This window comes from Micromonospora sp. NPDC050784, assembly GCF_044456765.1.
Taxonomy (GTDB): Bacteria; Actinomycetota; Actinomycetes; order Mycobacteriales; family Micromonosporaceae; genus Micromonospora; species Micromonospora foliorum.
In genome coordinates this window covers 191645-212572 of the sequence record NZ_JBITGG010000009.1, presented here as the reverse complement: position 1 = coordinate 212572, position 20928 = coordinate 191645, and the positions used below count along the sequence as shown (strand labels likewise).

The following is a 20928-nucleotide window of genomic DNA, read 5'->3' as shown; positions in this document are numbered from 1 at the left end:
GTGGGCCGACGACGCGGAGGTCGCCGGCCCACCCTGGGCTGACTAGCGAACCCGCAGCTGCTGGTGGACCGCTGCGGTGGGGGCGTGGACCGGGTCACCCGAGTAGGCGACGTGCACCGGGTACACCCCGGCGGGCAGGCCGCCGGTCGGCAGTTCGACGACTGCCGCGCCACCACGGAGCGGAACCACCTGGGTGGTGCCGCCGAAGGTGACGGCGACCTCGCCGGTCACCTTCGGAGCCTTGTGGTGCGGAGACTGTGTCCGTACGTCGACGGTCAGCGTGAACGTGCCACCGCGGACGACCGAGGCGGGCGTGGCCTTCGCCTTCACCGCGACTCGTGCCGGGCCCGGAGGCGTCAGGGTGACCTGGGCCGAGCGTGACTTGGTCGGGTCGACCACCGACGTCGCCACGACGGTCAGCGACGACGCCATCTCCGTGGCGGCGACCGACAGCAGACCCTCCGCGGAGATGGTGGTATCCGTGGATGTGGCTCCCTGGACCGACCACGTCACCGCCGGCCTCACACCCTCGTTGGTCGTCACCTGGGCGGTGAACTGCCTGGCCCACTTCCAACCCTTCGTCAGGTTCACCGTCGCGGGCGTCACCGACACGGAGTCGACCCCCGACCACAGGTAGTCCCGGGCGAAGATCGTGAACAGCTGACCCGCCGTCATTCCGTCGTGCGCGCCGGGGACCTGGGTCGTCGCGGCGGCGTATCCCCGGGCCCGGAAGTTGTCCGCGATGGCGTTCTGGGTGTTGAGGTTGCCCTCGAAGACGCCATTGCCGAGGAAGACGGAGAGGTCGTCGTCCCCGACCGCGTTCGCGATGGTGTCGTAGTCCTGGCTGGTGAGGGACGGATTGCCGGAGAAGTGTCCGTAGAACGCGAAGGTGGTCGGGTAGTTCTTGATGACGACGCCGCCCGTCATCCCGCCGTAGGAGAACCCGGCGTAGGCGCGCCCGGAGCGCTCGGTCGAGACGTTGTAGCTGCGTTCGATGAGGGGAAGGATCGTCTGGACCAGATTGTTGGCCGCGTTGGTCTGGTTGTAGGACGCGAAGCCGAGGCTGGTGCCGGTGAAGTGGTTGCCCATGGTGACGACCACCGTCGGCTCGATCTCGCCCCTGGCCGTCATGTTGTCCAGGATGTTCGGGACGTTCGCGGGGACCATGAAGTCGGTCTCGTCGCCGAAGATGCCGTGGGCGAGGTACGCGACCTTGTACGGCTCAGCCCGGTTGGCGTCGTAGTTGGCCGGCAGGTAGACGCCGAGGTAGTGGCCGCTGTCGCCCAGGATGGTGGTGTACGGGACGTACTGGACGGTTCCTCGCTTCGCGCGGTCGGCCATCGGCAACTCGTAGTCCGCACGCTCCTTCAGCACCGGGTCGTTCTGCTTCTTGGCGTACGGCACGTACACGGCATCGAGCACGTCGTTGTTCCTGACTCGGAACGAGGACTCGCCCGGCGGCCGAGGGTTCGTCGAGGCGGGGTCCCAGATGCGCTTGTTCTCCCAGCCCTGGCTCGGGTCCCAGACCCGGTACCAGTAGCTGAGCCCTCCGGCGTGCAGCGGGACCGAGACCGACCAGTTCCCCTTCGGGTCCCTGGTCATGTCGCGCAGAAACTCGGTGCCGCCGGCGTGGTAGCGCCCCGGTTGCCACTCCTCCGGCTGGTAGCGCGTGGTGCCGGTGTCGACGTCGAGCAGGGTCAGGTCCCCGGCGAGGCGGACCTGGGTGGCGTGGGGATTGCGGTAGACGAACGTGACGGTGTAACCCGTTGGTGAATTGCGGTCCGCCTTGACCGTCGCACCCGGTACGAGTGCGGGTCTGCCGGCGGCGGCAGCCGGCGCGGGGACGAGGGCCCCCGCGCCGAGTGCCGTGAGCGCGAGAATCGAGATCGCAAGCCGGAGCCTGCGTCTTCCGGTCGTTTCCCTCATGCGCGAAGACTCCTTTGTGGTGGTCGCTCGTCGCGGTGGTCCGGTGGTGGAGTTGAGGGCTCCGATGGCAGCTAAATCGAATTAGCATCGGGAGTGTGGCTGGCTACACCTTTCGATGTCAAGGGTGTCGAGGGCCGAGGCTGGCCCGTGCCATGACGGGTTCGCCACCCGCGGCCTGCGGGTTTTCCCAGCTGGGTGCCGCTCGGATGGCAAGGTGATGGCCATGGACAGGAAGTACGTCGAGGAGTGGCTCGCCACCTACGAGCGGCTTTGGCGGACGCCGGGCACGGACGGGCTGGTCACTCTCTTCACCGAGGAGGCGAGCTACCAGCAGGGGCCGTACTGGACGCCCGTCGTCGGCCTGCCGGCCATCGCCCGGATGTGGGAGAAGCAGCGCAAGGGCCCCGACGAGGTGTTTCGGATGACCACGGAGATCGTCGCGGTCGAGGGCGACACAGCCGTGTCACGCCAGGAGGTCCGCTACGGCGACCCCGTCGACCAGGAGTACCGCGACCTGTGGGTCATGCGGTTCGCCGAGGACGGACGGTGCCGCTCATTCGAGGAGTGGCCGTTCTGGCCGGGACAACAGCCGGCCGACCCGCCCGACGGATCGTGACCCGAGGAACCCGCCGACAAGACCGCCGTACCGCTCCGGTTGACCCGCCGAGGAGGACCCATGGCCGAGAAGAAGGAACCATCCAACGCGCAGAAGATGTTCGGCGACTTCGCGCCCGCTCTGGTCGACTACACGGACAACGTGTTGTTCGGGCAGGTCTGGGAACGCGCCGAGCTGACGAAGCGGGACCGGAGCCTGGTCACCGTCGCCGCCCTGACGAGTAGCGGCAACACCGAACAGCTCGCGTTCCACCTCGCCTATGCCAAGCGCAACGGTCTCACCGAGGCCGAGCTGATCGAGGCGATCACCCACCTGGCCTTCTACAGCGGCTGGCCCAGGGCGGTGTCCGCGATGACAGTGGCCAAGCAGGTCTTCGCCGACAAGGACGACTGACCCACTTATGCACCGTCAACCGAGCGGCGGCGCCCCAGCACTACCTAGCGCGAGCTGGGGCGTCGCCGTGACGCTGTCGACGCGTCAGACCGGGGCGGCCGGGCAGCTCGCGCCGGCCGGCGGGGTGGCTCTGGTGATGAGGTACCGCTCCACCTGACGACGGGTGCACTCGTTCCGTGGGTAGCTGGCGTGGCCCGACCCCTCGTAGGTGAGGAGGTGGCCCCGGCTGCCGAGTTGGCGCACCACCCGCTGCGCCCCGTCGTACGGGGTGGCGGGGTCGTACCGCCCGTTGAGCACCAGCAGCGGCGCGCTCGTCCGTACCCGTAGCTCATGTTGCGGGTTGTTCGCCGTCCAGCCTAGGCAGATGGCGGCGAAGCGGACGGCCAACGGGGAGGCCCGCAGGTGCGGCGCCGCGGCGCGGGACAGTTCGAGATACCGGTTCCACTCGTCGAACCCGTCGACCGGCAGCGACCAGTCCTGGCAGAACGCCGGTAGCGCGTACTCGGTCAGGTCCTTGTCGCCGTCGGCCGGCACCATCGGGGACGCGAGCGCTGCGGGCTCGCCCCGCTCCAGCGCGAGCAGCATGTTCGCGAGATCGGCCCAGGTCGCGTCGAAGAAGTTGACGAAGGTCGCGAACCCGAGCTCGAACCAGGTCAGCGTGGCGCCCGTACCCGCGTCGACAAGCGTGCCGGCATCGGCACGGCGCATCAGTCGGTCGAAGAGCGCCGGGACGTCCCGACCGTGCAGCGCGCAGCTGGGGGTGCGCTCGCACCAGCTCACGAACTCGTGGAACAGGGCCTCGTTACTGGCCGCCCCGCTGCGGAAGTACTCCCTGACCCCCTGGCTGTGGTCCATCACGCTGTCCATGACCAACGCGCGGACGCGGTCAGGGAACAGTTCGGCGTAGGACTGCCCGATCAGCGTGCCGTAGGACCACTGGTAGAAGCTGAGCTGCCGCTCACCGAGCGCCGCCCGGATGGCGTCCGTGTCACGCGCGACGCTCACACTGTCGAGGTGGTCGAACAACTTCCCACTCTGCGCGCGGCAGTCGTCGCGCAGCTGGCGGTTGTAGGTGCGGAGTCGTTCGTACTCTGCGGCGTTGGCGGGTGCCAGGGCGGGATGCCGGGCCAGCAACGCCGATGAGCAGCGCACCGGTGTGCTGCGGACCGTGCCCCGGGGATCGAAGCCGACGATGTCGAAGCGGCGCAGCACGTCCGGCCCGAGCTGGCTGTCCGCCGTCAGCACCACGTCCACCCCGGACATTCCGGGACCGCCGGGGTTGTAGACCAGGGCACCGATGCGGGCGGCCGGGTCGGTGGCGGTGCGTCGGGCCAGCGCCAGTTGGAAGGTCTCCCCGCCCGGTCGGGCCCAGTCGACCGGCAGGCGCAGGGTGCCGCAACGCGTGCCCGGGTCGTCGGGCCGTTCCGAGCACGCCTGCCAGTCGATCCGACCGTTCCACCCGCCGGTGGTGTTCACGGTGACCGGCCCGTTGCCGCCGGCCTTGGGCGGCGTGGTGCCCGCGAGCGACGGTGGGGCGTTGAGCGACAGGGCGACGAGGACCGCGACGACGGCCGTGAGGCTACCGAGGAGCCGTCGGCGTCGACGGTCAACCCGGCTGGGATGCCTGAAGGTGGTTCTCTTCGTGGTCAACATTCGTCCAGCCTGCCGACGCCCGGTCCACGTCGGATCCATGCCGGTCCGGGGACGGTCGGCGCGGGGCTTTCATCGGTACGCCTCAAGCCGCTCGGACAGCACCGTGGCCTGCGGATGACCGACCCCGTCGAGGATCGCCAACGCCTGTCGCCACAGGTCGACCGAGGTGTCGTGGTCGCCCACCGCCTGATGGGTGTCGCCGAGGCGGACGAGTGTGTCCGCCCTTCCGCAAGGGTCCTGGACGTCGGAATAGAGCGCCAGGGCGCGCCGGTAGCAGTCTGCCGCGGTCGGGTGTATCCCGAGGCCGTGATAGGCGAATCCGAGGCTGTCCCAGGTGTGGGCGGCGCCGAGCCGGTCCTCGGCCTTCTCGTAGAGCGCGAGCGCCTGCTCGCAGTAGGCGATGGCGCGGTCGTGCTCGTCCAGCCGGGCGTGGCTCCAGCCGAGCGCGTTGAGCGCTGCCGCCTCGCCGAGCCGGTCGTCGGTGCTGCTGGCCAGCGCCAGCGCCTCCCTGGCGTGCGGCAGTGCCGCCCCGGCGTCGCCCTCGATGTCGGACAGCCAGGCGAGGTGCAGGTGTGCGCTGGCCTTTCCCATGAGGTCGCCGGCCTGGTCGTACCGGGCCAGCGCGCGCCGAAGGTGATGGTGGGCCGCACCGAACCGGCGGTGCTGGATGTGGGCCAGCGCCAGGTCCCGGTGGGCCAGCGCCTCGCCCCGTGGGTCATTGCGGCGTTGCGCGACCGTGACCGCGATGGCCTGTACGGCGGCCAGGTCGTGCCACTGCGACAGCCGGCTGAGCAGGGGAGTGAGGGCCTGGGCGAGTTGCCCGGCGTGGGCGTCGAAGCTGTGCGCCACCGCGTCGTCGACGGCGGCCAGCAGCACCCGCTGTTCGGTGGTGAACCAGGCCAGCGCGGCCCGGTGGTCGGCGAACGCCGGCGGTGACGCGTCGGCGGGCAGGGGCGGCGGATCGACCGGCTGCCAACCGGCGTCGACCAGCCTCGCCGCGTCCCGGGCCACACCCAGGTAGTGGTCGAGCACGCGCCCCCGGACGGCGCTACGGTCGGCCGGAGGGTCAACGGCGTACGTCAGCTCCTCCCCGTAGGCGCGGAGCAGGTCGTGACAACGGAAGCGGTTGGGGGACCACTCGGCCAAGAGGTTCGCCCGGGTCAACTCGTCGAGCGCCGGCCGGATCAGGTGCGGCGGTGCCCCGGCGAGGCTGGCCGCCGCCGCCGTGCTGACGTCCCCGACGGGGTGCAGGCTGATCTGCCGGAACAGTCGGGCCGCCTCCGCGCTGAGCAGGCGGTACGACCAGGAGAGCACGGTCCGCACGTCGGTGGCGGCATCGTCGGTGGCCAGGGCGGCGAGCCCGCCCCGACTCGCCGCCAGGTCGTCGGCGATGGCCTGGAGCGGAAACGTGGGCCGGGCGGCGGCTCGCGCGGCCACGATGGACAGGGCCAGGGGCAAGCGCGCGGTACGTCTGATCAGCTCGTCCACCGCCGCCGGCTCGGCGGCGGCTCGCTGCGCACCCAGTCGGCGTACGAGCAGCTGACGCGCCTCACCGTCGCTGGGCAGGTCCAGTGCGAGGGGCTGGGCGCCCTCGGCGGCGACCAGGCCGGGCAGGGTGTGGCGACTCGTCACGAGCACACCGCAGCGGGTCGACCCCGGGAGCAGTGGCCGCACCTGTTCGGCGTCGCGGGCGTTGTCGAGCAGTACGAGCAGCCGTCGGTCCGCGGTCAGGCTGCGGTACAGGGCGAACTGGGCCGCCGGCTCGGCGGGTATCTCCAGTGGTTTCACACCCAGCGCGGGCAGGAGCGAGCGGACGACGACGGCCGAGGGTGAGGCCTCCTGTGTCGCGGTGCCGAATCCACCCAGGTCGACGTGGAGCTGCCCGTCGGGGAAGTAATGCAGGTTGTCGTGCGCCCAGCGCAGCGCCAGCCAGCTCTTCCCGACGCCGCCCGTACCGGTGATGACGACGGTGCCGGTCGATCCGGGGTCACCGAGCAGCAGCGTGGTGAGCCGGGCCAGTTCCCCGGCCCGGCCGGTGAACACCGTCGGTGGGGCCGGCAGCTGCCGGGGGACGACCCGTGGCGGGCAGCTCTCCGGTGGCCGCGGATCGGATGTCAACAGCTCCGGCTCCGCCCGCAGGATGCGGGTGTGCAGGTGTTGGAGATCGGGGCCGGGCTCGACTCCCACCTCGTCGGCGAGCAGTTGGCGGAGCTGCCGGTACGTCGCCAGCGCGTCGACGCGCCGGCCCGCCCGCGCCAGGGCCACCATCAGTTGCCCCCATGGGCGCTCGCGCAGCGGATCATCGTCGACCTGGGTTCGGAGTGGTTCGATCAGCTCGTGATGCCGTCCGGCGCGCAGCTTGAGGTCCGCGACCTCCTCCACCAGATTCGACCGCTGCTCCTGGAGCCGGGTTCGGACGGAAAGCAACACCCCCCAGCCGGGGAGGCCTGCGAACGGCTCACCACGCCAGAGCGCCAACGCGGCCTCGAACGACTCCTGGGCGGCTGACCAGTGCCCCTGTCGCAGGGCGGAGTACCCGCGCTGGGCCAGGTCGTCGAAGGCCACGCTGTCCGTCGATTGCCCGTCGCCGGCGAGGCGGTAGCCGGTGGGCCCGGCGACGATGGCGGGGTCGGGGAAGCCCGGCGAACGCATCGCCCGGCGCAATGCCCAGACATAGGTCTTCACATTGCCGGTTGCCGTCTTCGGTGGGCGTCCCTGCCACAGCTCGTCGACGAGTTGGTCGATGGACCACCCGGTGCCGGGCTGCGACATCAGGACGGCCAGGAGGCGCACCTGCATCGGCGTGCCGAGGGCCAACGGTTTCCCGCAGGCCGACCGCACCTCGACCGGTCCGAGCAGGCGGTACCGCATCGCCGGCAGCGCGCCCGCGGGGTCCATCGCCTCATCGTAGGGGCCCGAACCGTCCCGCTTCATCGGCTGGACGGCCGCAGCCCGCGTCCGTCTCCTGGTGTGCTCCGTCACGGAGGTGGGCATGGTCAGGACCTTGGGGTGCCGCGAGGGTGGCTGCTACAGTCAAGATTGTTGCGGCCGCAAATTTACCAGCGACAACTACTTTGGGAAGGATGTCTCCGATGACCAAGCTCTCCGTCATCTACTACTCGTCCACCGGTACCCTCCACGCGATGGCCAAGCGCCTCGCCGAGGCTGGCGAGAAGGCCGGCGCCGAGGTGCGGCTGCGTCAGGTTCCGGAGCTCGCCCCGGCGGAGGCCATCGCCTCCAACGCCGCCTGGAGCCAGCACTTCGACGCCACGAAGAACGAGCCGAAGGCGACCGCTGACGACGTCGTCTGGGCGGACGCGGTGCTGTTCGGCACGCCCACCCGTTACGGCAACGTCGCCAGCCAGCTCAAGCAGTTCATCGACACCCTCGGCCCGCAGTGGGCGCAGGGGCTGCTCGCCGACAAGGTCTACGCGGGCTTCACCGCGTCCATGACCGCGCACGGCGGCCAGGAGTCGACCCTTCTCGCGCTCTACAACACCGTCCACCACTTCGGCGGTCTGGTTGTCGCCCCGGGCTACACCGACCCGCTGAAGTTCACCGACGGCAACCCGTACGGCGTTTCGCACGTCACCGGCGGAAGCAACGACGCCCCGCTGGGTGACGCGCAGTTCGCTGCCCTCGACCACATGGCCGAGCGGGTCGTCAAGATCGCCGGGAAGCTCAGCGCCTGAGCGCTGCCGCCGTACCGGAGGCCCGCGTCGACGCGGGTGCTCAGTTGGGCGAGGGCCGGTCTCCCGCGACGGGGGACCGGCCCTCGGCGTGCTCACACCGCGACCGCTGCGATGGCGGCAAGCGGCCGATGCTCGTCGGTGCCGGGCCGCCGCAGTCGTTCGGCCTCCCGGAAACCGGCCCGGCCGAGTCGTTCGGAGATCTCGTCGACCGGCCAGCGGTAGGCGGTCAGGACCTTGTGGTCGAAGGCGCCGACCTCCTCGGCGTCGAAGACGCCCAGGACCAACCGTCCGGCCGGGACCAGCACCCGCCGGAACTCCCTGAGGAAGCCGTCGAGCTCCTGCGGCGGAAGATGGATCAACGAGTACCAGGCCAGGATGCCGTCGATGGAGCCGTCGGCGACGTCGAGGCGTTCCATCGAACCGAGCTGGAACTCCACGCCCGGGTGGGCCGCCCGCGCGTGCGCGACGAACTCGGGGACCAGGTCGATCCCCGTCGCGTCGACGCCCAGCTCGCGAAGGTAGCCGGTGAGGTGGCCAGGCCCGCACCCCAGGTCGAGGACCCGGCCGGGCCGGCTCGCCAGGTGTCGCCTGATGAAGTCGAGGTCGTCGGTGTCCACCTGCTTGCTCGTGCCGAACAGCTCGATGTACAGCTCCGCGACGGACGTGTAAGCCTGCCGCACCGTGTCCGTTTCCATCGCGGCACTATACGGGTCACGACGCCCGGCGCTTGACCCCGCTGGCTAACGCGATTAGCCTCTAGCTAACCGCGTTAGCTTCTGTGGAGGACGTCATGATCGAACACCTGGACATTGCCGGCAACACCATCGCGTACGAGGTGACCGGGCAGGGCCCACTCGTCGTCCTGGCGCACGGCATGGGCGACAGCCGGCACTCCTACCGGTTCGTCGCTCCGGCCCTGGCCGCGGCCGGATACCGGGTCGCCAACGTCGACATCCGTGGCTGCGGCGACTCCAGCCTGGGCTGGGACGGCTACAGCCGCACCGACATCGCGAGCGATCTCGTCGCCGTGGTGCGCCACCTCGGTGGACCGGCCGTGATCATCGGCCAGTCGATCAGCGGCGGTGCGGCGACCATCGCGGCCGCCACCGCGCCCGACCTGATCACCGGCGTCATCGAGCTGGCGCCGTTCACCCGCGCCCAGTCCTTCGACCTCGGCGGATTGGTGCGGGTGAAGCGCTTCCGGGCCGGCTACCTCCAACTGGCGCAGGTACTCGTGCGGGGCAGCCTGGCGAACTGGCGCAAGTACCTGGACCTGGCGATCCCGGCAAAGCCCGCCGACTGGCACGGCGAGCTGGCGCGCATCGAGGCCACGATGAGTGAGCCCGGCCGGATGAAGGTCCTCCAGGCCATGGCCAAGACCAGCCCGGAAGACGCCGGTCGGCAACTGCCCAACGTCACCTGCCCGGTCCTCGTGATCCAGGGCAGCGTCGACCCCGACTGGGCCGACCCGCGGGCCGAGGGCGAGCGCATTCTCGCCGACCTGCCCCGAGGGCTCGGCGAGCTGGCTGTCATCGACGGCGCGGGCCACTACCCGCACGTCCAGACGCCCGACGAGGTGCTCGACCTGGCCCTGCCCTTCCTCGCCCGGACGCTGGCCCATGCCTAAGGCCCGGCTCACCCCGGCGGCGGTCACCGAAGCCGCGGCCGCGCTTGTCGACGAGGTCGGCTTCGACAACCTCAGCATGGGCCTGCTCGCCGAACGGCTCGGGATCAAGACCCCCTCGCTCTACAAGCACGTCACCAGTCAGGCCGACCTGGCGCACCGGATCGCCATCCTGGCCATGACCGAGGCCGGCGACACCATGCGCGACGCCATCCAGGGCCGGTCCGGCAGCGATGCCCTCGCCGCTGGCGCCCAGGCGATGCGGACCTACGTGCGGGAACACCCCGGCCGGTACGCGGCCGCCAACGCCACCCGCCCGACCGGCCCCGACGATCCGTTCATCCCGGCCAGCGAACGGGTGCTCGCCTCCTGGGCGGCCATGCTGAGCGGGTACGGGCTGGACCCCGGCCAGGAGATCCACGCCATGCGGACGCTGCGCAGCGTCCTGCACGGGTTCGCGACCCTGGAGGCGGCCGGGGGGTTCCAGATCGACGCGTCCGTCGACGAGAGCTTCAACTGGTTGATCACATTCATCGATCAGGGCCTTCGCGCCGGCGCCACCAGCGGCAGCGCCGTCGCCCGCTGAGGCCGGGCCGCGCCTGCGACTCCATCATCGACCGATGGTGCTGCTGTGCGGCTGAGGCGTACGCGAGCGGGAAGTCGGCGGCGCCCGTACCGCCGGGTTGGCCGGCCGGTACGGGCAGGCAAGGTTCGGGACGTGCAACACCCGGTACGAGCGGGGGCGGGCAGGCCGGAGCGGGTCGCCTGATCGTGTCGCCGCCGTGCGAGGATTTTCGGCGTGGCAGAGACTGCGGCGACGCTGACCGAGATTCGCGCTCGAATCGACGCGCTGGACGGGGAACTGGTCGGGCTGCTCGCCCGGCGGGAGGCGCTGGTCCGGCAGGCCGCTCCGCTCAAGAGCGACGGCCAGGCGGTCCGTGCGCCGGACCGGGTGGCGCAGGTGGTGGCCCGGGTCCGCACGTTGGCGGGAGAGGTCGGCGCCGACCCGGATCTGATCGAACGGATCTACCGGGGCATGATCCAGGCCTTCATCGACATGGAGACCGACGAGCACCACCGCATGGTCGGCGGGTCGACGCCGGGAACGCGGTGATCGCCCGGACGTGCGCGGTCAGGTGGCGGAGCGGCCGTCACCGTCCGGGCCCGCCACGGACGGTGGCACGTAGCCGAGTTCGTACGAGATCTTGTTGGCGGTCTCCAGGAGCAGCGGAAGGTTGCTCTTCAGTTGGTCGAGGTTCGCGATGACCTCGATCGCCGTGATCGAGGCGGCGGCGATGACCTGCCCCCGCGAATCCCTGATCGGCGCGGCCACACACATCACGTAGGCGTCGTGCTCGCCGTTGTCCATGGCCCAGCCGCACTCGTGGATGCGGGCAAGTTCGGCTTCCAGGGCGTCGTGGTCGGTGAAGGTGGTGTCGGTGAATCTCTCGAAGACGACGTGGGAGAGCAGGCGGTCACGTTCCTGCCGGGGTAGGTAGGCCAGGATCGTCTTGCCCACGGCACTCGCGTAGATGGACACCGCGCGTCCGACCCGTGACGGCAGCTTGACGGCGTCGAACGCCGGGCTGTCCACCTTGTCGATATAGATGATCTCGTCGCCGGTCAGTTGCGCCAGGTGTACGGTGTGGCCGGTCTCGCGTTGCAGCGCACGCAGGTGTGCGGCGGCGGGCTGGCGGAGGTCCATCGAGCCGAGTGCGAGCTCGGACAACTCGATGAGGCCGCTGCCGAGCACGTAGGTGCCCGCGCCGGTCCGCCGGACGAAGCGCGCGGACTCCAGTGTCTGCAGGATGCGCAGGGCTGTGGACTTGTGGACGCCGAGCACGTCCGCAGCCTCCGTAAGGGACAGCGGGTGCTCCGCGGATCGACGGATGAGGTCGATCGCGCGGCGAATCGATTGCGCCAAGGCTGTCTCTCCCCTCGCGCGACGGGTACCGCCGTCGCTGTCATTGCACATTGTGCAATATAGATGACGCGATGCGCAATTGCCACTTGACACCGTTGCACATGACGCTACGATCGTTGCAATTTAATCGGTTCGACGTCAATACGTAACAGTGGAGTAACGATGGGTAATCAGCGCGCTCGTTTCGGCATCGCCAGGGCGACATGTGCCCTCGGCCTGGTCGCCACCCTCCTGACCGGTTGCGGCTCCGACGGCGATTCCGGCGACGGCGTCACCAAACTGACCTTCGCCGCCTCGACCTTCGGCGACCCGGGCCGTGGGCCCCTGTTGACCAAGTGGCTCGACGAGTTCAACGCGAGCCAGACCAAGGTCCAGGTCTCGGCCGCCGCGGTGCCGTACCCGACCTTCGGCCAGACCGTGCTCACGCAGATGGGCAGCGGCAAGGGCCCCGACCTGGTCCGCTTCGACATGCCCGAGTTCGAGGCGGCCTCCGACGCCGGCCTCGTCGCGCCGCTGGACAAGGTGATCGACGCCAGCAAGTACGACCTGCTCAAGCAGCCGGACCAGTTCATGGTCCACGACGGTGTCCGGCACGGCGTCATCTTCGAGGCGTCGAACTACGCGATGTTCTACAACGCGGACCTGATCCCGACGCCGCCGACCACCTACGAGCAGTTCACCTCCACCGCGAAGTCGCTGACCAAGGGCGACGTCTTCGGCCTGGCGTTCCGCCAGACGGAGGCCGAGGAGGCCGGCGTCTGGCAGGACATCTTCAACTACGTCTACGGCTTCGGCGGCGCGTGGTCCGACGGTAAGAACCTGACGATCAACTCGCCCGAGAACCTCAAGGGCCTGCAGGCGTTCAAGGACCTGTACGACGCGAACGTGATCCCGCGCGGCGCGGACGCGGCGACGTTCCGGCGGATGTTCGCCGAGGGCAAGGTCGGGATGGAGCTCAACAACGGCGGCTACGTGACCGCCACCCGCGGCCAGAACGCCAAGCTGAACTTCAACGTCGCGCCCATCCCGTTCCCGGTCCGCAAGCAGGGCGCGATCCTCGCACCAATCGTGATCAACGAGGCGAGCGAGGGCAAGGACGAGGCCGGCACCTTCATCAAGTGGGCGCTGGAGCCGCAGAACCAGGTCAAGCTGCAGGAGATCCTCGGCGCGAGCAGCGTCGCCACCACCACGCAGCGCAGCGCGGAGTCCCTCAAGGCGACCCCGTTCCTCCCCGTCTTCGACGGACTCACCGAGACCAGCCTGCCGCAGATCGTGCTGGGGTTCGAGGCCAAGACGCCGGACATCCGCAAGGTGGTCGTGCAGAACGTGGTCGCGGCACTGCAGGGCAAGGCCGACCTCAAGTCCGCGCTGGATCGTGCCCAGCAGCAGGCGACCGAACTGGTCCGCTGACCGCTCGACACGGCGACGCTGCCGGCGCGACGACCCGTGCGCCGGCAGCGTCCTTCCCCACGAAGGACCAAACCCGATGACTGTGGTCGAGCAGACCGGAGCACCGAAGACAACACCGCCAGGCCGGCGTCGGCCCAGTCCTCTGGGTAGCAAGTGGACGCCGTACCTGTTCCTGGCGCCCGCCGCCCTGTTCATCCTCGTCTTCCAGGCGGTACCCCTCGTCCAGGAGGTGTACCTCAGCTTCACCAGGACGAGGCTGCTCAACCCCACCCGCAGCGAGTGGGTCGGGCTCGACAACTTCAACCGGATCTTCGGCGACCCCGAGTTCCACCGCACCCTGCTGATCACCTTCGTCTACGTGATCACCTGTGTGGTCGTCGCGATCGGCGCAGGGCTCGCCGTCGCGCTCCTGCTCAACAGGAAGTTCCGCGGCCGTGGCGTGGCACGGGCGCTGGTGACCGTCCCCTGGGCCGCTCCGGGCATCGCGGTCGCGCTGATCGCCACCTGGATGCTCAATGCCCAGTACGGCGTCGTGAACCGCTTCCTCGACGCGGTCGGGCTCGGTGTGCCCGGCGGCGCGATCCTGGACAGCTCGCGCTACGCGCTCCCCGCGGTGCTCGCCACGACCATCTGGCAGTTGTTCCCGTTCACCTCGGTGGTGCTGCTCTCCGCGCTGCAGTCCGTTCCGCAGGACCTCAACGAGGCCGCGACCGTGGACGGCGCCGGCCGATGGGCCACCTTCCGCGCCGTCACCTGGCAGGTCATCAAGCCGACCGTGGGTCTGCTGGCCCTGCTGATGACGATCTGGTCGCTGCGGCGGTTCGAGCTGATCTGGCTGATGACAAAGGGCGGACCGGTCGGTGCCACCGAGACGCTCGTCATCGACCTCTACTCGCAGGCGTTCGACTCGAAGGAACTCGGATCGGCGGCGGCCATCGGAATGGTCGGCGTCGTCATCTCGCTCATCGTCATCATCGGCAGCCGCCTGGTCGCCCGTGCCGTGGAGAAGGGGGACGTCCGATGAGGCGCTTCCGTTTCGGTGTCACCGCACGGATCGTCGCCGTGCTCGTCGTGCTGGGTGTCGCGGTGTTCCCGCTGTACTGGATGTTCGTCACGGCACTGTCCAGCAACAGCGACCTCTTCGCCGATCACCCCCGGCTCACACCCGACCTCGGCCAGTTCGGGGTCTTCGTCGACGCGCTGGCCGAGGGCAAGGCGGCCGGGTGGCTGCTCAACAGTTTGATCATCGCCGTCGGCACCATGGTTCTCTCCGTCGGCCTGGGCATTCCGCTCGGCTACGCGCTGTCCCGGTTCTCGTTCTGGGGCAAGGCCGTGCTGACCGTCGTGCTGCTGTTTACGCAGATGCTCCCCGAGGCGCTGATGGTCGTCCCGCTGTTCGCGCTGTTCCGCCGCTTCGAACTGCTCGACTCGCTGACCGGCCTCGTCCTGGTGAACTCCGCCTTCGTCCTGCCGATCGTCGCGCTGATCCTCAAGGGCGCCATCGACGGCATCCCGAAGGAGCTGGAGGAAGCCGCGCGCGCCGACGGTGCCCGGCCCTTCACCACCCTGACCCGCATCAACGTGCCGCTCATCGCGCCGTCGATCGCGGCCACCGCGGTCATCGCCTTCTTCCACGCCTGGAACGAGTACGTGTTCGCGGTGACGTTCATCTTCAACCCCGATCTGCAACCCGCCTCCGTCGGTATCGCGAACTTCATCGGCGAACTGGGTACACCGATCCAGACGGTGATGGCTGTCGCCTTCCTGTTCACGTTGCCCGCCGTCGCCTTCTACCTGTTGGTCCAGAAGTACGTGGTGTCCGGCATGACCGCCGGTGCGGTGAAGGGTTGAGCCGAAAGATGAAGATCGTCTCTGTCGACACACTCGTCGTCGACTTCTACCGTACGAACCTCGTCATCGTGCGCGTCCACACCGACGAGGGGATCATCGGGCTCGGTGAGGCCACCCTGGAGGGCAAGGAACGCGCCGTCCAGGGTGCCATCGCCGAGCTGGCCGAGGCGGTGGTGGGCCAGGATCCCACAAGCATCTCGAAGATCCTCTACGAGACCGCGCGGGACTGGTACTGGCGCGGCGGACCGGTCATCATGACCGCGTTGAGCTCGCTGGAGATGGCCCTCTGGGACATCTCGGCACGTGAGCTCGGCGTACCGGTCTCCCGGCTTCTCGGCGGTGCGACCCGCGACCGGGTCCGCGCGTACGCGAATGGTTGGTTCTCCGGCGCCGTCACGCCGGAGGACTACGCGGCCGCCGCGCGCCGGACGGTGGAGTCCGGCTTCCGGGGCCTCAAGTGGGACCCGTTCGAGAACTACGACCTCACCATCACCACCGCGCAGTTGGACCGGGTGCTCGCCCAGCTCGACGCCGTCCGCCAGGCGGTGGGCCGGGAGGTGGAACTGTTCGTCGAGGGGCACGGCCGCTTCGACGTCCGGCACGCCATCAAGGTCGCCAACGAGATCGCCCAGTTCGACCCGGTGTGGTTCGAGGAGCCCTGCCCACCGGACAACCTTGACGCGCTCGTCGACATCCGCCGCGCGTCGCCGGTGCCGATCGCCGCGGGGGAGCGGTGGTACGGGCGGCAGGGCTTCGCGCCGGCGCTGGCCCGCCAGGCGGTCGACTTCGTCCAGCCCGACGTGACGCACGCCGGCGGGATCGCCGAGCTGGCCTTCATCTCCACGCTCGCCGCGACCAGCTACGTGGGCTTCGCGCCGCACAACCCGAGCGGTCCACTGAGCACGGCCGCGACGCTGCAACTCGGGGCGACGCTGCCGAACTTCCGGTACCTGGAGATCATGGCGACCGACGTGCCCTGGCGTCCCGAGATCACCAACGAGCGGCTGGTGCTCACCGACGACGGCGACATCCTCATCCCGACCGGAATCGGCCTGGGCATCGAGGTGGATCTCGCCGCGATCGAGCGGCACCCCTTCACACCGCACCCGCTGCGGATGTTCCAGGACGCCGTCTTCGACATCCGTCCCCGCGACGAGCGGTCCTTCTTCAACCTGGAGAGCAACTCATGACCGTGCCACGGCCCCGAGGGTGGGCCGCGGACGCGGACTGGGTCGGTACCGCCGCCGAGGCGTTGCCGGACGACGCCGACAGCGTCCTCATCGGCCGGATCTGGGACCCGTCCGGCGACGGCCCCTCGCCGGTGACCGTCCGCGACGGCCAGGTCATCGACATCAGCCACCGGTTCCCGACCGTCCGCGACATCTGCGAGCTGCCCGATCCCGCCGCGACGGTGGCCGGGCTCGACGGGCCGAGGGTGGGCGACTTCGGGGAGATCCTGGCCAACACGGGGTCCGCGACCCGGGACCATGGCCGGCCCTGGTTGCTCGCTCCGGTCGACCTCCAGGCACTCAAGGCCGCCGGGGTGACCTTCCCGATCTCCATGATCGAACGGGTGATCGAGGAACGGGCGCGGGGGGACCTGGCGCTGGCAGCGGACATCCGACACCGCATGCTCGCCGACGTCGGTGTCGACCTGCACAGCCTGGAGGCGGGCTCGCCGGAGGCGGACCGGCTCAAGAGTCTGCTGGTCGCCGAGGGCATGTGGAGTCAGTACCTGGAGGTCGGAATCGGCCCGGACGCCGAGATCTTCACCAAGGGACAGATCCTCTCCGCCGTCGGCACCGCCGTTCCGGTCGGCGTGCTCGCCGCGTCGACCTGGAACAACCCGGAACCCGAGGTCACGCTCATCGTCGCGTCCAGTGGCCGGATCGTCGGCGCCACCCTCGGCAACGACGTGAACCTGCGCGACATCGAGGGCCGCTCGGCGCTCCTGCTTCCCCTGGCAAAGGACAACAACGCCTCCTGCGCTCTCGGCCCCCTGATCCGGCTCTTCGACGACCGGTTCGACATGGATCGGGTCCGCGAACTTGAGGTGCGCCTGGAGGTTCGCGGCGAGGACGGCTTCCACCTGGAGGCGGTCTCCGAGATGACCCAGATGTCGCGCGATCCCGAGGAACTGGTCCGACAGCTGATCGGGCCGCACCACCACTATCCCGACGGCGCAGCCCTGATGCTCGGCACCATGTTCGCGCCCATCCAGGACCGGGACCGCCCCGGTGAGGGTTTCACCCACAAGGTCGACGACGTGGTACGGATCAGCTGCCCGGCGCTCGGCACCCTGGTCAACCGGGTGCGGTACGCGGAGGAGTGCGAGCCCTGGCACTTCGGCGTCCGCGATCTCATGGGCAATCTGGTAAGGAGAGGACTGCTGTGAACGTGGTCATCACGGTCGATCCGCGCGACGGTCAGCGTCGCGCGACGGATCTCACCGAGACCGACGAGTCTCGGCTGGAGATGATCGCCGCTCAAACATCCCCGGCGGCGCAGTGGCTGGCCGCCCGCGGGAGGCTCGGCCGCGCGGAGTTGTTGGACGCGATCGCCGCGTCGCTGGAGTCCCGTCGAGTGGATCTGGTCGCCACCGCCGAGGCGGAGACCGGGCTGAGCCACGCGCGACTCGACCAGGAACTCACCCGGGCGGCGCTGCAGTTCCGGATGTTCGGTGACGTGCTGCGCGACGGGGCGTACGTCGAGGCGACCATCGACCACGCTGCCGACACACCGCTCGGACGCGGCCCGGACCTGCGGCGGATGCTCGTACCCCTCGGGCCGGTCGCCGTCTTCGGAGCCAGCAACTTCCCGTTCGCCTTCTCGGTCGTCGGCGGTGACACGGCCGCCGCGCTCGCCGCCGGGTGTCCGACGATCCTGAAGGCCCACCCGTCGCACCCGCTGACCTCGCACGCCTCGGCCGCCGCGATCGAGTCGGCCGTCCGCGACCTCGGCGGGCCCGAGGGTGTCGTCGCGACGGTCTACGGGGAGCAGGCCGGCCGTTTGCTGGTGCGTCACCCGGCGATCCGCGCGGCCGCCCTGACCGGCTCGGTCAACGCCGCCCGCGCCATCCAGGCGGCCATCGACGAGCGACCCGACCCCATTCCCCTGTACGCCGAACTGAGCAGCGTGAACCCGATCGTCATCCTGCCCGACGCGGCCGCCGCCCGGGCAGACCAGATCGCCGAGGGGTTGTTCGGCTCCTTCACGAACTCGGGCGGTCAGCTGTGCACCAAGCCCGGCCTGGCGTTCATCCCATCCGATCCGGGTGGTGACCGCGTGGTCGACGCGCTGCGGGCCAGGGTCGACGCGTCGGGTGGCACCGTCCTGCTCAACGAGCGCATCCGGGACGCGTACGAGAATCGGGCCACGGAGTTCGAGCGGGCCGGCGCCCGGGTCTCGGCGCGGCCCACTGTCGACCCCGGCGCGGGCTTCACCGTGGCCCCGGCCCTCCTGGAGGTTGGCCTCGCCGGCCTGACCGCCGAGCTCGCCGACGAGTGCTTCGGCCCGCTCCTGGTGGTGGTCCGGTACGACGACGACGCCGATCTCGACGCCGCGCTGGCCACCGTCCCGCCGTCGCTGACCGGCTCGCTGCACCGCGGGACGGGCGACGACGCCCGGGTCGTGCGCCGGCTGGTCGACGTGCTCGCCGCCCGTGCGGGTCGCATCGTCTTCGACGGCTACCCCACCGGTGTCCGGGTGTCGTGGGCCCAGCACCACGGTGGACCCTGGCCGTCGACCAACGCCGTGCACACGTCGGTGGGCGCCACGTCGATCCGACGGTTCCTCCGCCCGCTGGCGTGGCAGGACGCCCCGGCCTGGGTCCTTCCGGAGGAGTTGCGCGACGAGTACACCACCATTTCGCGGAGAGTCGACGGGAGGTTGCAGCCAGCGGTCGAATAACCACGTCTGTCGGTCGCTGCGGGTGCGTTTCTGGACCACCGGCGGCTGGCGCGCGAATTTCTTTACCACATTGACCCGACAGAGAATTCGCGCGCCAGTCGTCCTGGCGCCGCTGAAGCGCGCCCGAATTGTTTGGACGCCATTTTCAGTTTCGATTTCCTTCTTGACCGTCAATGCAATTCATGGTTCTGTTTCGACAGGGAACGATGTTAGCGCTCGCACAGCTGCATCGCTCGTTACTGGTATCCCTTCCACCTCACCATCGAATGGTCGGTCGGCCGCTCGATGCGGTCTGACCACACGCCGAAGAGGGAGCAGGAACATGCCCGTCGCACCTCCCCGTCCCCCGAGGCCGGCACCGGCACGCCGGCTGATGCTCGCACTGCTCGCCGCCATCACCGTCACGGCCGCAACGGCCGCCGCCCCGGCGGCCTCGGCGGCACCGCCCGCGCCCCTGGGCCCGACCGTCACCCGCACCGACAAGCCCCCGACCGGCTACAGCGTCACCTTCCGGTACCGGGCGCCCGAGGGCGTCCAGCAGGTCCACGTCTACGGCGACTGGTTCTACTCCCGGCCGGAGACCATCGGATGCCAGGACTGCGGCGACGCGCGGCCGCCCGCCGAGTGGCGACCCGGCGACGTCGCGGCCACCCCGTGGCACACCCAGGCCATGCGGAAGGGCCCCGACGGGGTGTGGACCTTCACCACCCCGCTGCCCGCGGGCACCTTCCGCTACGCGTTCACCCACGACTGCGCCAACGAGCTCGCCACCGGCTGTGCCCTGCACGACGACCCCGCCAACAGGTGGCAGCTCCAGCCGCAGTACCCGGGAGCGCCCGGCGCGGTCCGCAGCACGATCTACGTCCCGGCCAGTAAGAAGTTCCCGACGTACGACACCGGCTACCAGGCGCCCGTCGCCAAGGTCGGCCGGCTGGAGTCCCGGCGGTACACCTCGCCGCTGTCGACCAACCCGGCCGGCGTCCACGACATCGTCGTCTACCTGCCGCACGGCTACGACCCCAACCGGGCCACGCCGTACCCGACCCTCTACCTGAGCCACGGCAGCGGCGACCACTCGACCGCCTGGACGATGCAGGGCGTGGCCCACCTCATCCTGGAGAACGCGATCAAGGACCGCGCGGCGCAGCCCATGGTGATCGTGTCCTCCGACTTCAACGGCCTGCCCGGTGGCAACGAGGGCTACGTCAACGAACTACGGAACAACATCTTCCCGTTCGTCGAGCAGAACTACCACGTCTCGACCCGGGCGCAGGACCGCGCGTTCGCCGGCTTCTCCGCCGGGGGCAGCCGGGCATACACCATCATGTACGACCACACCGACCTGTTCGGCTACCACGCGGCCTGGAGCGCGGGCGGCCCGGCGGCCACCCCGGCGCAGGTCGACAGCATGAAGGCGGTGGCCGGCGGCATCATGATCGGTACCGGGCTCCAGGACCGCCTGGGCAACATCGCCGAGAACTCGCAGCGCAACGCCGCCGCTCTGCGGGCCGCCGGCGTCGAGCTGGACGAGTACAACGTGCCGGGCGTGCACACCTGGCACGTGTGGCGTCCGCTGCTGAACCACTACCTGCGCACCCTGGCGTTCCGGGCCACCACCACCGGTCTCGACGTCACCACGTCACCGGCGGGCGGGTCGCACCACACGAAGGTCACCGCCACCGCGACGGTTGGCGCGGTCAGCACCGGCACGTCGACGCCCTCCGGTCGGGTCGACTTCTACGCGGGTGACACCCGCCTCGGGTCGGCCCCGGTGCACCACGGGGTCGCCCGACTGCAGAAGACCGTCCACGGTGAGCTGAACGCGCCGGTGGTCGCCCGCTACCAGGGCGACAGGCTCTTCAACGAGTCCCGCAGCGATCCGGTCGACGCCCGGTAACAGCGGGCTCGACGCCGTACTCCCTGTGGTGGG

Annotated in this window: 18 protein-coding genes; 13 read left to right on the top strand and 5 right to left on the bottom strand. The window is 69.8% G+C overall.

Translation table 11 applies throughout. The features are described from left to right. Positions 1–42: 42 nt before the first annotated feature. Positions 43–1926, bottom strand: coding sequence for an alpha/beta hydrolase-fold protein (locus ACIBD9_RS15160; RefSeq protein ID WP_396717923.1), 1884 nt, complete (start codon positions 1924–1926; stop codon positions 43–45). 223 nt (positions 1927–2149) lie between these two features. Between ACIBD9_RS15160 and ACIBD9_RS15155 the strand changes: the two genes are divergently transcribed. Both ACIBD9_RS15155 and ACIBD9_RS15150 read left to right on the top strand, forming a co-directional pair. Further along, on the top strand, positions 2150–2542 hold the full coding sequence (locus ACIBD9_RS15155) for a YybH family protein (protein WP_396717920.1): 393 nt from the start codon (positions 2150–2152) through the stop codon (positions 2540–2542). A gap of 60 nt (positions 2543–2602) precedes the next feature. Continuing rightward, complete coding sequence (locus tag ACIBD9_RS15150; RefSeq protein WP_396717918.1) at positions 2603–2935, top strand: carboxymuconolactone decarboxylase family protein; 333 nt, start codon at positions 2603–2605, stop codon at positions 2933–2935. Between the two features lie 84 nt (positions 2936–3019). Here the strand turns inward: ACIBD9_RS15150 and ACIBD9_RS15145 are convergent, their stop codons facing one another. Both ACIBD9_RS15145 and ACIBD9_RS15140 read right to left on the bottom strand, forming a co-directional pair. After that, positions 3020–4588, bottom strand: coding sequence for an alpha/beta hydrolase (locus tag ACIBD9_RS15145; protein WP_396717916.1), 1569 nt, complete (start codon positions 4586–4588; stop codon positions 3020–3022). A gap of 69 nt (positions 4589–4657) precedes the next feature. Next, the gene (locus ACIBD9_RS15140; RefSeq protein WP_396717913.1) at positions 4658–7486 is read right to left on the bottom strand and encodes a BTAD domain-containing putative transcriptional regulator; all 2829 of its coding nucleotides are present in this window, start codon (positions 7484–7486) and stop codon (positions 4658–4660) included. 185 nt (positions 7487–7671) lie between these two features. Between ACIBD9_RS15140 and wrbA the strand changes: the two genes are divergently transcribed. Then, entirely contained in the window at positions 7672–8280 is a 609-nt protein-coding gene (gene wrbA, locus ACIBD9_RS15135; RefSeq protein ID WP_396717910.1) for an NAD(P)H:quinone oxidoreductase, read from the top strand. Between the two features lie 92 nt (positions 8281–8372). On the opposite strand, the gene ACIBD9_RS15130 is transcribed toward wrbA, so the two are convergent. Then, on the bottom strand, positions 8373–8975 hold the full coding sequence (locus ACIBD9_RS15130) for a class I SAM-dependent methyltransferase (RefSeq protein ID WP_396717907.1): 603 nt from the start codon (positions 8973–8975) through the stop codon (positions 8373–8375). A 95-nt stretch (positions 8976–9070) separates the two neighbouring features. Between ACIBD9_RS15130 and ACIBD9_RS15125 the strand changes: the two genes are divergently transcribed. The 3 genes from ACIBD9_RS15125 to ACIBD9_RS15115 all read left to right on the top strand — a co-directional run bounded on the left by ACIBD9_RS15125 (position 9071) and on the right by ACIBD9_RS15115 (position 11018). After that, the gene (locus ACIBD9_RS15125; protein WP_396717905.1) at positions 9071–9907 is read left to right on the top strand and encodes an alpha/beta fold hydrolase; all 837 of its coding nucleotides are present in this window, start codon (positions 9071–9073) and stop codon (positions 9905–9907) included. Next, positions 9900–10490 (top strand): WHG domain-containing protein, encoded by a 591-nt coding sequence (locus ACIBD9_RS15120; RefSeq protein WP_396717903.1) that lies wholly within the window; start codon positions 9900–9902, stop codon positions 10488–10490. The genes ACIBD9_RS15125 and ACIBD9_RS15120 overlap by 8 nt, the downstream gene beginning before the upstream one ends. A gap of 213 nt (positions 10491–10703) precedes the next feature. Continuing rightward, positions 10704–11018: a chorismate mutase gene (locus ACIBD9_RS15115; protein ID WP_396717900.1), complete on the top strand. Its 315-nt coding sequence runs from the start codon at positions 10704–10706 to the stop codon at positions 11016–11018. Positions 11019–11036: 18 nt separating this feature from the next. Here ACIBD9_RS15115 and ACIBD9_RS15110 read toward each other — a convergent pair whose 3' ends face one another. Then, positions 11037–11828 carry an IclR family transcriptional regulator gene (locus ACIBD9_RS15110; protein ID WP_396717898.1) on the bottom strand — a complete coding sequence of 264 codons (792 nt, stop codon included), beginning with the start codon at positions 11826–11828 and terminating at the stop codon, positions 11037–11039. A 162-nt stretch (positions 11829–11990) separates the two neighbouring features. On the opposite strand from ACIBD9_RS15110, the gene ACIBD9_RS15105 reads away from it, so the two are divergent. The 7 genes from ACIBD9_RS15105 to ACIBD9_RS15075 all read left to right on the top strand — a co-directional run bounded on the left by ACIBD9_RS15105 (position 11991) and on the right by ACIBD9_RS15075 (position 20895). After that, positions 11991–13238 (top strand): ABC transporter substrate-binding protein, encoded by a 1248-nt coding sequence (locus ACIBD9_RS15105; protein ID WP_387176085.1) that lies wholly within the window; start codon positions 11991–11993, stop codon positions 13236–13238. Between the two features lie 76 nt (positions 13239–13314). After that, positions 13315–14262, top strand: a complete 948-nt coding sequence (locus ACIBD9_RS15100; protein WP_396717895.1) for a carbohydrate ABC transporter permease — start codon at positions 13315–13317, stop codon at positions 14260–14262. Continuing rightward, positions 14259–15089, top strand: coding sequence for a carbohydrate ABC transporter permease (locus ACIBD9_RS15095; RefSeq protein ID WP_396717893.1), 831 nt, complete (start codon positions 14259–14261; stop codon positions 15087–15089). Before ACIBD9_RS15100 ends, ACIBD9_RS15095 begins: the two co-directional genes overlap by 4 nt. A gap of 8 nt (positions 15090–15097) precedes the next feature. Continuing rightward, a complete protein-coding gene (locus tag ACIBD9_RS15090) occupies positions 15098–16279 on the top strand; it encodes a mandelate racemase/muconate lactonizing enzyme family protein (protein ID WP_396717890.1) in 1182 nt (393 codons plus the stop codon). Then, on the top strand, positions 16276–17484 hold the full coding sequence (locus ACIBD9_RS15085; RefSeq protein ID WP_396717887.1) for a fumarylacetoacetate hydrolase family protein: 1209 nt from the start codon (positions 16276–16278) through the stop codon (positions 17482–17484). Before ACIBD9_RS15090 ends, ACIBD9_RS15085 begins: the two co-directional genes overlap by 4 nt. Beyond that, positions 17481–18998 (top strand): aldehyde dehydrogenase family protein, encoded by a 1518-nt coding sequence (locus tag ACIBD9_RS15080; RefSeq protein ID WP_396717885.1) that lies wholly within the window; start codon positions 17481–17483, stop codon positions 18996–18998. Before ACIBD9_RS15085 ends, ACIBD9_RS15080 begins: the two co-directional genes overlap by 4 nt. A gap of 322 nt (positions 18999–19320) precedes the next feature. Continuing rightward, positions 19321–20895 carry an alpha/beta hydrolase-fold protein gene (locus tag ACIBD9_RS15075; RefSeq protein WP_396717883.1) on the top strand — a complete coding sequence of 525 codons (1575 nt, stop codon included), beginning with the start codon at positions 19321–19323 and terminating at the stop codon, positions 20893–20895. Positions 20896–20928 lie beyond the last annotated feature (33 nt).